Source organism: Konateibacter massiliensis, from assembly GCF_900184995.1.
GTDB classification, from domain to species: Bacteria; Bacillota; Clostridia; order Lachnospirales; family Lachnospiraceae; genus Lachnotalea; species Lachnotalea massiliensis.
Genome location: NZ_LT860098.1, coordinates 773131 through 787174 on the forward strand (window position 1 = coordinate 773131; position 14044 = coordinate 787174).

At 42.6% G+C, this 14044-nt stretch carries 10 protein-coding genes; all 10 read right to left on the reverse strand.

Features of this window, described 5'->3' with window-relative positions; genetic code table 11:
• Positions 1-50: 50 nt before the first annotated feature.
• On the reverse strand, positions 51-935 hold the full coding sequence (locus CTY48_RS04795) for a M15 family metallopeptidase (RefSeq protein ID WP_180272637.1): 885 nt from the start codon (positions 933-935) through the stop codon (positions 51-53).
• A gap of 16 nt (positions 936-951) precedes the next feature.
• Positions 952-4155, reverse strand: coding sequence for a DEAD/DEAH box helicase (locus CTY48_RS04800; protein WP_099467377.1), 3204 nt, complete (start codon positions 4153-4155; stop codon positions 952-954).
• A 21-nt stretch (positions 4156-4176) separates the two neighbouring features.
• Positions 4177-4638 (reverse strand): GAF domain-containing protein, encoded by a 462-nt coding sequence (locus CTY48_RS04805; RefSeq protein ID WP_099467378.1) that lies wholly within the window; start codon positions 4636-4638, stop codon positions 4177-4179.
• A gap of 84 nt (positions 4639-4722) precedes the next feature.
• The gene (gene glgB / locus CTY48_RS04810; RefSeq protein ID WP_099467379.1) at positions 4723-6639 is read right to left on the reverse strand and encodes a 1,4-alpha-glucan branching protein GlgB; all 1917 of its coding nucleotides are present in this window, start codon (positions 6637-6639) and stop codon (positions 4723-4725) included.
• A 17-nt stretch (positions 6640-6656) separates the two neighbouring features.
• On the reverse strand, positions 6657-8015 hold the full coding sequence (locus tag CTY48_RS04815) for an alpha-amylase family glycosyl hydrolase (protein ID WP_099467380.1): 1359 nt from the start codon (positions 8013-8015) through the stop codon (positions 6657-6659).
• A gap of 93 nt (positions 8016-8108) precedes the next feature.
• Positions 8109-8687, reverse strand: coding sequence for a TetR/AcrR family transcriptional regulator (locus tag CTY48_RS04820; protein WP_099467381.1), 579 nt, complete (start codon positions 8685-8687; stop codon positions 8109-8111).
• Between the two features lie 190 nt (positions 8688-8877).
• Positions 8878-10032, reverse strand: coding sequence for a multiple monosaccharide ABC transporter permease (mmsB, locus tag CTY48_RS04825; RefSeq protein ID WP_099467382.1), 1155 nt, complete (start codon positions 10030-10032; stop codon positions 8878-8880).
• Positions 10033-10036: 4 nt separating this feature from the next.
• On the reverse strand, positions 10037-11575 hold the full coding sequence (mmsA, locus tag CTY48_RS04830) for a multiple monosaccharide ABC transporter ATP-binding protein (protein ID WP_099467383.1): 1539 nt from the start codon (positions 11573-11575) through the stop codon (positions 10037-10039).
• Between the two features lie 65 nt (positions 11576-11640).
• Entirely contained in the window at positions 11641-12798 is a 1158-nt protein-coding gene (gene chvE, locus CTY48_RS04835) for a multiple monosaccharide ABC transporter substrate-binding protein (RefSeq protein ID WP_099467384.1), read from the reverse strand.
• 187 nt (positions 12799-12985) lie between these two features.
• Entirely contained in the window at positions 12986-14041 is a 1056-nt protein-coding gene (locus tag CTY48_RS04840) for a substrate-binding domain-containing protein (RefSeq protein WP_099467385.1), read from the reverse strand.
• Between the last annotated feature and the right edge of the window lie 3 nt (positions 14042-14044).

Genomic DNA, 14044 nt, shown 5'->3' on the forward strand with positions numbered 1-14044 from the left:
TGGCAAAATCCTATGGTTACAGTCTCATCGCGTGACAAGATTGTAATCTGCTATTCAATATCAAAGTCAAAATAGGTGCTTGGATAAGGCTCATCCCTTAGCTGAAAGTGCCACCATTCCGTTCTGATTGAGTCAAAACCTGCCGCATCCATAATGCTTCTTAAATATTCCCTGTTTTTATGCTGCTGATCGGTTATCTTGTCTGTATCATAGTTGGATATGGTATCAAGCATATCAAAATAGCTGCCCATATCGACCTCGACGCCCTCCTCATTCACGATTGTAATGTCGACTGTGCTTCCTCTGGAATGTCTGGACTTTTTGGAAATATAGCCGCTTGTAAACAGTATGTCTTTTTCCAGCGAAGGGTAAAAAATCTCCTTCATGCTGTCGTTGCTTTCCTGCGACCAGCGCACAAAATGATCCACCGCTTTTTGAGGGCGGTAGCCGTCATATATTTTAAGGTGATAACCATCCTCTAAAAGTCTGTCCGATGCCTGTTTCAATGCATCTGCCGCCTGCGTTGTCAAAATAGCAAGAGGTGCCGCATAACCGTCAATTTTTTCTCCGACAAAATTGTAATCCGTGTAATAGCGGATCTCAAGCTCCGCTGTCGGTATCACGTCATCCACATAGACAAAACCCTCCGGCAGGTTGTATTTCTTCGCGATTTCCGCCTCTTTTTCTGTCTCTCCTTCTGCTGTCGTCTCCTCCTGCAAAGCCGTTGATGAATTTCCCGCTTCACCTGTCATTCCTGTTTCTTCTGCGTTTTCCTCAACCTCAGCGTTTTTGGTCTCTTCGGCACTCTCCGTTCCTGCCGTTATTTCTTCCTCTTTACTGCTTTCCTCTGATTTTGTCTCAATCACCTGCTCGGTTCTCCCACAGCCTGCCAAAACCAAAACAAAGGTCAGCAAAAAAAAGCTCTTCTTCCACACAGCAATTCCCCCTTTTCTAGCTCAACAGCTCTAACAAATCATTTTTATCAAACGTGATATTAGAAATTTCGTCCTCCGATATCACCTTATCTGCCAAGTCCTTCTTCATCTCCTGCAAGTTCAATATTTTTTCCTCGATTGAATTTTTGGTAATCAGCTTAAATACGGACACCACATTTTTCTGCCCAATTCGGTGTGCGCGGTCCGTCGCCTGATTTTGTGCCGATACATTCCACCACGGGTCATAGTGGATAACGATATCCGCTCCCGTCAGATTTAATCCGGTTCCGCCTGCTTTTAAAGATATGAGAAATACCTTCGTGTTATCCCGGTTGAACTCCTCCACCATCTGATAGCGCCTTGCTTTCGGCGTCTTCCCTGTAAGAACAAAATAAGGGATATGCAGCTCATCCAGCTTTTTTATGAGAATGTCAAACATCGTTGTAAACTGGGAAAACAATAATATCTTATGTCCGCCCTCAACACCATTCTCAATCAAATCCATACACGCCTCCAGCTTTGCTGAGCTGCCTTTATATGCGTCATAATAAAGCGCAGGATCGCAGCAAAGCTGACGAAGCTTGGTGAGCTCCGCCAATATCTGAAGTTTGTTTTTCTTAAATTCCTCGTCTGACTTGCTGTCAATGCTGTTTCGAAGCAGCTGCACATTTGCCTGATAAAGCTCTAGCTGCTCTCCTTCCATTTTGGAATAGATGGTATTTTCCAGCTTGTCCGGCAAATCCTTCAAAACATCTGGCTTCAATCGTCTCAAAACAAACGGACTAATCAGCCTTTGCAGACGTTTTAGCGATACCTCATCGTTTGTCTGTACGATAGGTGCCTCGATTTCATTTCTGAAATGACGATAGCTGTACAGTAAACCCGGCATCAGATAGTCAAAAATGCTCCACAGCTCACTTAAACGATTTTCAATCGGAGTTCCTGTCAAGGCAAATTTTACCTTTGCCTGAACCGCCTTCACCGCTTTAGACGCCTGTGTCGCCTGATTTTTGATATACTGCGCCTCATCAATGATTTCCGTCTCAAATAAAATATTATTATAATGTGCTGCGTCTCGCTTTAATAAATCATATGAAGTCACAAGAACATCATATTCTTCGAAACTTTCAATCAGCGTTTTTCTCTCCTGCGCCATGCCTGCCACAATGCATGTTTTAAGCTCAGGCGCAAATTTCTCAAGCTCTGATTCCCAATTGTAAATAAGGGATGCAGGGCACACAATTAAGCTGGTGCCTTTCTCCTCCTCCTTCTGTGAAAGAAGCAGAGCAATGATTTGAAGCGTTTTTCCAAGCCCCATATCATCGGCAAGTATTCCTCCAAAGCCGTAGGCTGACAAAGTTTTCAGCCAGCGATAACCATTCTTTTGATATTCGCGCAGGGTAGATTTCAAGGTGTATGGAATTTCAAATTCCGCATCCTCTACTGCCTTGATATTTTTAATCAGGTTCTTAAAATAAATATCCCTGTGATATTCCACTGCCTCATTGCTTTCCCGCAATATCTTGTCCAAATACAACGCCCTGTTTTGCGGCAAGATAATCTTATTTTCCTTTAATTCCCTAGCGGTCAGGGAAAGCCCGTCCGCCAGCTCTGTAATCGTGGAATATGAGCTGTCCTCTAAATTGATAAACTCACCGCTTTTTAGCCGGTAAAATTTCTTTCGTCTCTTATAGCTGTCTAAAAGCCCTGCCAGTTGGTTAAGCGGCATTTCTCCGGCATCCAGTGTAAGCTCCAGCAGCCCGCTCTCCAAGGACACACCGATGGACACCTTCGGGGAAGATATGACCTTCATTCCCTTAAAATTATCGGAAATAAATACTGTTCCGATTTCCTGAAAATCGCTTATCCCGCTTTCCAAGAAGTGAAAGAGAAGCTCATCATCATTTTTAATGAAGAACGCCTGCTCTTCCTCCTTTGTCGATCCCGCAAAATATTTCTTCCCCAAAAGATAAGCATTGCACTCTGTCTTTACATCCCGATACACTTCAATTGGATTGAATTTTTCAAAAATATTATATTTTTTTCCCCCGTACTTTGCGTAGATTGTACAGGTGACATAATTCTTTTCCGGCGAATCCAGATAGATTTCTATTTCCGTAGCAGGCGGCATATATGCCTGAAAATCCATTTCACGGTACTCTATCTCGCAGTGCTCCGACAAAACCGGAAGAATGGATGCACAAAAAGTATTATAGTCATCCTCACTTAGGAATACCCTCTGTTCCCCATTCATCGTAAGCATATGAAAAACAGGTTTCATTTCTTCCTTGTATTCTTCACTGCTCATGTAAATACCATCGCTTTGCACCGCATAAATTCGCTTCGTTCCCATCAGAACATGGTTTGTATCTTCAAAATAAATGCTTGCTCCTTTATTTTCCTTCTCAATATAAACCTTAATATCAGGATTTTTTCTAATCAGTCTCAAGCCTTTTTCTTGCCTGGCTGCCGTAATCAATATTTCCCTGTCCTCACACAGTTCCATAAACTTATCCAGTTCAGACTCCGAAAGCGGAAGATATCGCAACGCTCTTTCATAGTATTCATAGTCGAACACTTCACTGATATGATGATAATTTTCAATATTTTCTATAATAAAATCTAGCATTTTAAGGGCTTCTTCCGTAAAAGCAGCCCTGTCATGTGCAAATTTTAATTTTTGCCCGTATTCAAAATAATTTCCGTTCTCCACGTTGTCTACAAATTCGGTGAGGCTTCGTATTACATATTTTTTCTGGCTGCCGATTTTGAAGCTTACCTGCACACCATCTTGTATTTTAAGCGAAGGAATAAGCTCAATATCACCTGCGAGCTTTTCCTTATATGCCTCCCTTTTATTCCGGTATGAAAGTTCATAGATTAAATCCTGAATGGCTTTGGAGGTCACTCTTTTTATCTCGCCCTGCCTCGACTGTTTTTCATATTCTAAAAGAAAAGCACCGCGATGGGCGCAAATTCCCCAGTATCCCATGCCGCAACTGCATGAGCTTTGATTGATTTGCTGTTCCTTATTCAGGGTAGCCTGCACTCTGTAATTTTTTCTGTTCTCAATTACATCTGCCCCAATTGTAACTTCCTCGCCGCAAACATCCTTCACATGCAGGTTTCTCACACATCCCCTCATTTGAAGCTCATTTGCATGCTGAAAGCTCACATTACTCTGGCAGTATTGTCTGATTGCTTCCCTTGTGATTAACATGGAAACACCCTTTCTGATAAACTATATGATTTCTGACTTCCAGTTACAGCCCTGTTCCAAAATATGAACCAGCTCCTCGAGAATTAATCTGTCCTCTTCCTTAAATCTCGCAAATTTAGGGCTGTCGATATCGAGTACACCCACAACCTTTTTGTCTATTATAATCGGCACTACAATTTCAGAATTGGAAGCGCTGTCACAGGCAATATGCCCCGGAAATTGATGTACATCCTCCACAAGCTGAGTTTTTGCCTCCTGTGCCGCTGTTCCGCACACACCTTTTCCAATCTGGATTCTCGTACATGCCACCTTGCCCTGAAACGGTCCAAGATAGAGAGTTTCTTCCTTCAAAAGATAAAATCCTGCCCAATTGATTTCATCGAGCGCTTCCCATAGAAATGCAGCGGTATTGCTTAGGTTTGATACTAAGGGTAGTTCAGGGTCTATGAGGGCTTTCAGTTGAGTGATTGATTCTTTCTGCATATTTGTCTCCTAATATTAGTTGTAATATTTTATTATATCACAGATAAAAACACTTTTGTTTATGCAAATTAATTTTTCTGGATCCTAAAACAAAAACACCGCCGCGCTAAACGGTCCCATCGGAAACGCCACCGAGTATTCTCTGCCGTCACATTCCTTCTTCTCCGCCTTAAAGGTCCTTGTCGTCCACTCAGCCGTCCCGCCAAACTGCTTCTCATTGCTGTCTAACAAAAGCTTCACATTCTTCTTGTAGGGTATTCCGACCCGGTAATCCTTCCACTCTACAGGTGTAAAATTGCAGATAAAGAGCAGATTATTTTTTCCTGTCTCCGACCAGCGCACAAAGCTGAAAATGCTTCTCTCCCGGTCATTCGCGTTTATCCACTCAAAGCCGCCCGGCTCCGTATCCCGTTCATACATGGCCGGATATTTGGTGTACAGCTTTTGCAACTCCTTCTGGTAGTTCCAAAGCTGTTTATGAGGTTCTTCCTTGAGTAAGTGCCAGTCAAGCGCTCTCTTCTCGCTCCACTCCTGAATCTGACCAAATTCCTGGCCCATAAATAAAAGTTTCTTTCCCGGATGCCCCATCATATAAGTGTAAGCCGTCTTTGCATTTGCAATTTTTTCCTCGTAATCACCCGGCATTTTGCTCAAAACAGAGCGTTTTAAGTGCACAACCTCATCATGCGATAAAACAAGGATATAATTCTCACTGTAGGCATAGGTCATGGCAAAGGTCATCAAATTGTGTGCGCCTTTTTTAAAGAGCGGATCAAGCTTAATATATTCTAAAAAGTCGTTCATCCACCCCATATTCCACTTAAACGTAAAGCCGAGTCCGTCTTCCTCCGTCTTTCCTGTCACCTTCGGCCATGCGGTCGATTCCTCTGCAATCATCATTGTTCCGTGATTTCTTCCGAGCACGACAGAATTCAAATGCTTGAAAAACTCCATCGCCTCTAAATTTTTATTCCCGCCAAACTTGTTCGGAATCCATTCACCCGCATTTTTTCCGTAATCTAAGTAGAGCATGGAAGCCACAGCGTCCACGCGCAATCCGTCAATATGATAGTGCTCAATCCAAAACAAGGCGTTTGCAATGAGAAAATTTCTCACTTCGTTTTTTCCATAGTCAAATATCTTTGTTCCCCAGTCGGGATGCTCTCCCTTTCTAGAATCAGCATATTCAAACAGCGGCTCTCCGTCAAAATCTGCAAGTCCGTGCTCGTCTCTTGGAAAATGCGCCGGAACCCAATCCAGAATGACACCTATCTTATTTTTATGAAAATAATTTATCAGATACATAAAGTCTGCAGGCGTCCCATAGCGCGATGTCGGCGCATAATAGCCCGTCACCTGATATCCCCATGAGCCGTCATACGGGTACTCTGCAATTCCCATCAGCTCGACATGGGTGTAACCCATCTCCTTTATATAGTCTGTAAGCTCATGCGCCAGCTCCTTATAGTTATAAAAACCGTCCTCGTCCTCCGCCTCGGCATGCTTGCGCCATGAACCCGGATGCACCTCGTAGATGGAGACCGGCTCTTTTTTCATATCCTTCTGCTCTCGTTTTTTCATCCAGACCTTGTCGCCCCAGCTAAAATTATTGATATTCGTCACAACGGAAGCATTTTCCGGACGAAGCTGCGCGTAGTTGGCAAAGGGGTCCGCCTTGTATATCTGCTTTCCTTCCTTTGTCGTGATGAGAAACTTATACATCTGGCCCTCTAAGGCTCCCTCCACAAAGGCTTCATAAAATCCGATCGGCTCCAACCGTCTCATGGAATTTGCCTGTTTGTCCCAGCCGTTAAAGTCTCCCACGACGCTTACCTCTTTTGCATGTGGTGCCCATACCGCAAAATATACACCCTTTTTTCCATCCAGCTCAATTGGATGTGCTCCAAGTTTTTTATAAATCTCATAGTGAGTTCCCTCACCAAAATAGTATTGATCCAATTCTCCCAGACAAATTTCTGTGTTTTTTCTCGCCTCACTCATGTTAAGTCCCCCTTTGGCTACTCTATTCTGATAAATACCGCTGAATTAGCTTTTACGCTTACTTGTATTCCATTTCCTTGTATTTCGATTGTTTCACCGGTTTGTGCATTTTTAGCTGTCCTTACCTCTGATAGAAAGGTAAGCGGAATATAGACATCTGCCGCATTCTCATCATTGTTTACAAGTGTAATAAGAGCAGCCTTTTCTGTGTATCTCGCAAAAGCATACTGTCTGTTGGTTAACATAAGTTCTCTGTATCTGCCCGTCAGCACATCCGCATTTTCCTTCTTTACTCTGCCAAGGCTCTTGATAAATTCCGTAAGTTCCCTGTTATGTCCGGTAAAATTGCGGTCGTTTATGTCAATTCGCGGTCTTAGCGGGTCATCACTGTTATTTTCTTTCTTGCCCTCAATTCCCCATTCCGAGCCATAATAAATGGATGGGATTCCCGGCAGTGTGTAAAGCAGTGCATAAACCGGAAACAGATGCGCCTGATTATTCAGTTTGCTTGCCAGACGGTCAACATCATGATTGTCCACAAAGGAGTAAAGGACAGCATCTTTGCAAAGTCCGCCATTTTCATCAAACAACCGTTTTATCGTATGGGCAATTTCAAAATAATTATGGTCATTATGTCCGGAATATAGGCCCTTGTGCAGCTCATAGTCTGTCACCGAGTGAAGCGTTTCATCATTTGCCCATTTTCCATAGTCTCCGTGAATCACCTCGCCCATCAGCCAGAAATCCTCTTTTTTCTCCTCCGTAAACCGCCTCATCTCCTTCATGAACTCAAAGGTCAGGCAATCTGCGCAGTCCAGCCTGATACCGTCAATGTCAAACTCCTCTATCCAAAACCCGATAACATCCAGCAAATACTGAACAACCGAAGGATTATACAAATTTAAGTTGGCAAGCTCATAGTGTCCTCTCCATGCCGAGTAAGAAAAAGAATCTCCATAAGGGGAAGAACCGCCGAAATTTATATCCCTATACCAATCCTTATAAGGGGAAGCCTCCCCTTTTTCCTTTAAATCGCGAAAAGCAAAAAAATTCCGCCCTGTGTGATTAAAAACACCATCCACAACAACCTTGATTCCCGCCTCATGAAACACCTTCACAAGTCTCTTAAAATCATTGTTATCCCCAAGTCTTCTATCCACTAAGCGATAATCTCTTGTGTCATATCCGTGTGTCTCCGCTTCGAAAAGAGGTCCGATATAGACCGCATCCACACCAAGCTCTGTCAGATGAGAAACCCATCCTTCCAACTCCAAGAGCCTGTGTAAAGCCTCCTGAATGTTATTCTCCTTCTCCGCCCCTAATGCTCCCAAGGGATATATATGATAAAAAACTGCCTCGTTGTACCATTTGCTCATGCTGCCTCCTGTCTATATACCATTCGGTATATTGCAAATACTTTTTAAGAAAATCAGAATGGAATTACACCTTATTTTTTGCGCACCTAATCCTCAAGAATAAATTCCATGCATAAATTGATGAACCAGCGTGAAAACCTGCTCATTTGTGATATTCAGCTCACCGTCCTCACTCGTTTCCGACACATATAAAATATACCCATTAATCGTTCCGACAAACCCCATTGCAAACTTCTGCTGCCTGCCATTCATATTTCCAAGCAGCGGCGCAGCATTCTCAAAAATCTCCAGAACAATTCGGTTTAGCTGTGCGATAAAAGGCTTTACCGCTTTATGTGCTTCATTTTCCTTCGCATAGTAGGTCAGTGCCAGCATAAAAAAATAAAATTTTCTATGCTTTTTTGCCAATTCTACATACGCTGCCGCCGTCCTATACAGTGTGCCGGGCAAATCGCCTTCATAGCGACTCTGCGCCTTCATCTCTCGAATGAACTCGCCTCCGTAGCTCTCCAGTATCTCCTTCAAAAGCCCTGTTTTGCTCCCAAAATAATAATAAAGCGTAGGCTTCGTAATTCCTGCATTTTCTGCAATCTCTTGTACGCCCACGCTGTCATAACCTTTTGTGTAAAACAAATCCAGTGCTTCCTCTAATATCGTCTCTCTCGTATCCAACCATTCACCACCCCTTTTGTCTTATATTTTTATTGTACCAATCGGTATATAGAAAGTCAACCTTATCTGAAAACAATGGGAGGTGCACATAATATTTTTTATATCATAGAAAAAATCCAGTCAGAATGTTTACCATTCTAACTGGATTTTTTTGCTATTAAAAAGAATTCTAATTAAAAAATCTAGTATCTTATGCTTCTTTCTTTTTTGTCGTAACATCAAAGATAACTGCCGCAAGCAATACAAGTCCCTTTACTACCTTCTGATAGTTGGCATCCACACCCATGATATTCATTCCAAGGTTGATAACACCCATCAGGGTTGCACCGATAATAACGCCCGGAACAGTTCCGATACCGCCATATGCAGAGGCACCACCGATAAAGCAGGAGCCGATTGCATCCATCTCATAGTTGGTTCCGGCTGTCGGGTTTGCGGAGTTAAGTCTTGCTATCGTAATCATTCCGGCAACAGATGCCAGGAATGCCATGTTTAAATATGCTTTAAAATATACCATATCCGTATTGATACCGGACAGTCTCGTTGCTTTTTCATTTCCTCCTACCGCGTAGAAATATCTTCCCGTTGTAGTCTTGGATGTGATATAAGAGTAAATCAAAATAATTACGATTACCCAGATGAGCACGGTCGGAATTCCCTTATGCTGTGAAAGCTTGAAGGTAAAAGCAAGAATTGCGGCACAGATAACAACTGCCTTTCCTACCATATTTGCAAAGCTCTCCATCTGGTATCCCTTTTTTGCTCTGTTGTTTCTGTTTTTGATTTGCAGCACAACATAGATGACACAAGCGATAATACCGGCCAGCATACAGGTAATATTAAAGCCGTTTCCACCGAAGATATCCGGCACATAAGTGTTGAACAATTTCAAATAATTATCCGGCATAGGCGCTACCGTAAGTCCGTTTAATATAACGTTGGAAAGTCCCCTAAACACAAACATTCCGGCAAGCGTTACAATAAACGGCGGTATTCGTTTAAAGGCTATCCAAAAGCCTTGCCAAGCTCCGATTGCAAGCCCCACCAAAAGCATAACGATAATCGCAACCGGCACCGGTACATGCTTATTTACCATCAAGGTTCCTCCGATTGCGCCGACAAAGCACACAACCGAACCTATGGAAAGATCAATGTTACCTCCGGTCAAAATACATAACAACATGCCTGTCGCCAAGACAAACACATAAGCATTTTGCGCAATCAGGTTATTCACATTGGCAGGAAGCAGCATTTTTCCGCCCGTTCCCACTGTAAATAAGACAAATACCAATATTAGTATCAATATCATGGTATATTTTTTTAATATTCCTACAACTTTATCCATAGTCTTACTCTCCCTTACTTGATTTCAAAATATGTGACATAATCCGTTCCTGACTTGCCTCCTCGGCTTCCAGTTCGCCCACGATTCTGCCTTCGTTCATAACATATATCCTATCACACATTCCAAGTACTTCCGGAAGCTCCGAGGATATCATGATAACCGACTTTCCGGCTGCCACAAGGTCGTTGATAATACAGTAAATTTCATATTTTGCCCCGACATCAATGCCTCGTGTCGGCTCATCCAAAATCAATATATCCGGATCGGCAAACATCCATTTTGCAAGCAGAACCTTCTGCTGGTTTCCACCGCTTAGGTTTCCTACATTCTGCTCCACGGTAGGGCATTTTGTATTTAACTTTTCCTTGTATTCCACCGCCACGTTATATTCCTTGTCGATATCGATGATTTGATGACTGCTTACCTCTTTTAGATTTGCAAGTGTCGTATTGATTCGGATTGGATTAGAGAGGATAAGTCCGTTTCCTTTTCTGTCCTCCGTCACATAGGCAAGCTTTTTATCAATTGCTTCCTTCACGTTATGTAATACTACTTCTTCTCCGTTGATTGTAAGGCTTCCCGATATATTTGTGCCATAGCTTTTTCCGAATACACTCATGCCAAGCTCAGTTCTTCCCGCACCCATCAGTCCGGAAATTCCTACTACCTCACCCTTTTTCACATGGAAGGAAACATTATCTACTACCTTTTTCTCCGTATAAAGCGGGTGATACACTGTCCAATCCTTTACCTCCATATTGACCTCGCCTATTTTTTGCGCAGTCCGTTTCGGGAAACGGTCAGTCAAATCTCTTCCAACCATGCCCTTTATAATGCGGTCCTCCGATATGTCATCCTTTTGTTTATCCAGGGTTTCAATCGTAGATCCATCTCTTATAATCGTAATTTTATCTGCGACATAAGAAATTTCATTTAATTTATGGGAAATAATAATGGAAGTCATTCCATTTTTCTTAAATTCCAACAATAAATCCAGCAATGCCTTTGAATCAGATTCATTTAAAGATGCTGTCGGTTCATCCAAAATCAATAGTTTGGCGTTTTTGGCAAGTGCCTTTGCAATCTCAACAAGCTGCTGCTTTCCAACACCGATATTTTTTATTAATGTTCTTGAGGTTTCTGAAAGTCCGACCTGCCTTAAAAGCTCATCCGCCTTTCCGTATGTTTCATTCCAATCAATCGCCGACTTTTTGCCACGCTCATTTCCTAAAAATATATTTTCTCCAATTGTCATATGAGGAATCAGTGCCAACTCCTGATGTATAATGATGATTCCTTGTTCTTCACTATCCTTTATTTTTGTAAACTTACATGTTTCACCATTATAGATGATGTCTCCCTCGTAAGAACCATAGGGATAAATACCGCTTAATACATTCATCAATGTAGATTTTCCGGCTCCGTTTTCGCCAACCAACGCATGAATTTCGCCTTCTTCTACTTTTAAATTCACATTATCAAGAGCTTTTACACCCGGAAAAGTCTTGATTATATTTTTCATTTCTAATATTATTTTAGCCAATCCAGCGTCCCTCCAATACTTCTTAAATGGGCTGCTATGTCATAGCAGCCCATAAATATTCCGTCCTACTGTAAGTCTGCTTCTGTATAGTAACCGGAGTCAATTAATAATTCTTTATAATTGTCTTTATCTGCAAATACTGGCTCGCAAAGGTAGCTTGGGATAATTCCTGTGCCGTTGTCATAAGACTCTGTATCATTAACCGGTGCTGTACTTCCTGTCATGACTGCATCTACCATCTTAACAACCTGTGTAGCTAAATCACGAGTATCTTTGAAGATTGACATAGACTGTTTTCCAGCAATCATATTCTTTACGTTTGCCATATCGCAATCCTGACCGGTAATAACAGGCCATTCACCTGTGTAGTTTGCATCGAGTGCATTTTCTACACCAAGAGCAGTTGAGTCATTGGAGCAAAGTACTACGTCTAATTTGGTTCCGTCTGCATAGTAAGAAGAAAGAATTGCTTCCATTCTTGACTGTGCTGTCTCAGTTGACCAGTTTGCTGTTGCAACATCAGCAAAATCCTTGGAGCCGGATTTAACAACTAATTTACCTGCTTCGATATAAGGATTTAATACATCCATAGCTCCGCCATAGAAGTAGTTTGCATTGTTATCTCCTGGGTCACCTGTAAAGATTTCCATATTGAACGGACCTGCTGCATTGTCAAGATCAAGAGCATCCACAATGTATTCGCCCTGCTTTGTTCCTACCATATAGTTATCAAAAGTTGCATAGTAGCTTACTGCATCAGAGTTCATAATCAGACGGTCATAAGCGATAACAGGAATATTTGCGTCCTTTGCAGCCTGTAACGGTGTTCCAAGGGAATTTCCGTCAATAGATGCAACTACTAACAGCTTACAGCCGTTTGAAATCATATTTTCAATCTGGGAAACCTGTGTTGCCACGTCGTTACTTGCATACTGAAGGTCAACCTCATAGCCTGCTGCTTCCAGCTGTGCCTTCATGTTCTCGCCATCCTGATTCCATCTCTGTAAATCCTTGGTTGGCATTGCTACACCTACTAATCCACCTGCTGCCGCTGTATCAGTTGCTGCATCAGTTGTGTCTTTCGTATCCGTCGCTGTGTCTTGAGTCGTTGTTTCCGTTTGGGTTGAGGATGTCGTCTCTGTAGTTGAGCTGCTTCCGCAACCTGCAAGCATAACGCCTGTTAATGCTGTTGCAAGAATAACACTGAGTAATCTTTTTTTCATGCTAAAAATACCTCCCTAAGTAATGTTGCTTAGTAACCCGGATACCCCTCCGTTGTTACGTTATCTGCTACACTTAGACTATATCATGTTCATACTAGCACTTACTTGCCACCTTCTATATATTTTTAACTGGACAAAAGGATAGCACTTTTTCATTTTGTGCTATCCTTTTGCAAAAATTTCCTGTTTAATTTTGTTCTAATTCCGTATTCTCCTCATCCGGAATATTTAAGTAGACGTCCTCCCCTAAGTGAAAGCCCGAATCAATGATGACTTCATCCATATTTTCTGCTGTCACCGCAATCGGCTCAAGCTTTATGTACGGCACTTCATATTTGTTGTCACTGATCGTATCAGTAGTTCCAATCTCCTCCGATTTCGCGAGCATTACCGCATATTCTGCCGCCGCCTTTGCAAGCTTTTCCACAGGCTTATACACCGTCATAAGCTGAACTCCCTCAACAATTCTTTGGCACGCATCTAAATCGGCATCTTGCCCAACCACCGGTATCGTTCCTGCGAGGCGCCGCTCCGAGAGATAACGCACCGCCTGACCTGCAAGACTATCGTTTCCGCACATAATTCCCCCTATCGTGCTTGCCACCTGATAGTTACTGCTTAAATAGGAATAGACAAGCTCCGGCTTCCAGCCCTCTGCATTCATGACATCTGCCACCTCTATGCCGTTTTGCTTCATCACCTTTTGAAAACCTTCTTCAACAAATGCCACATTTGTGTCCGTCGTAGGACCACACATCATAAGCAGTGGCTTATCCTTATCCATTGACCCCGCAAGAGCCTCTGCCATCAGCTCTCCAACCCTCTCATTGTCAAAGGATATATACAGATCAACATCTGCCTCCGATATCAGTCTGTCGTAGGCGAGCACCTTAATCCCTGCTTTTTTTGCCTCACGCACAACATCCGTAATTTCCCCCGAATCAATTGCCACGATAACAATCACATCTACCTGCTTATCAATAAAGTATTGTATTTGCGAAACCTGGGTCTCTAAATTCCCGTTTGCATTCTGTACGTTTACTTCAGCACCCAGCTCCTTTGCCGTTGTCACAAACACGTCCCTGTCTCTTTCCCAACGCTCTATCACGAAAGAATCAAAGCACATTCCAATTTCTATCTTGTCATCCTTTGCATTGCTGCTCTGCGCACCCGTCTCCTTCTGGCACCCTGCCAGCATGGCGACCACACACAAAACAACGATGGACATCACTGTCCTTTTCATACT

What these genes read in the sequence shown, in the direction of transcription:
- chvE (WP_099467384.1), bottom strand. Translation starts at nt 12,798, where the DNA reads ATGAAAAAAAGATTACTCAGTGTTATTCTTGCAACAGCATTAACAGGC.
- CTY48_RS04840 (WP_099467385.1), bottom strand. Translation starts at nt 14,041, where the DNA reads ATGAAAAGGACAGTGATGTCCATCGTTGTTTTGTGTGTGGTCGCCATG.
- glgB (WP_099467379.1), bottom strand. Translation starts at nt 6,639, where the DNA reads ATGAGTGAGGCGAGAAAAAACACAGAAATTTGTCTGGGAGAATTGGAT.
- CTY48_RS04815 (WP_099467380.1), bottom strand. Translation starts at nt 8,015, where the DNA reads ATGAGCAAATGGTACAACGAGGCAGTTTTTTATCATATATATCCCTTG.
- CTY48_RS04800 (WP_099467377.1), bottom strand. Translation starts at nt 4,155, where the DNA reads ATGTTAATCACAAGGGAAGCAATCAGACAATACTGCCAGAGTAATGTG.
- mmsB (WP_099467382.1), bottom strand. Translation starts at nt 10,032, where the DNA reads ATGGATAAAGTTGTAGGAATATTAAAAAAATATACCATGATATTGATA.
- CTY48_RS04805 (WP_099467378.1), bottom strand. Translation starts at nt 4,638, where the DNA reads ATGCAGAAAGAATCAATCACTCAACTGAAAGCCCTCATAGACCCTGAA.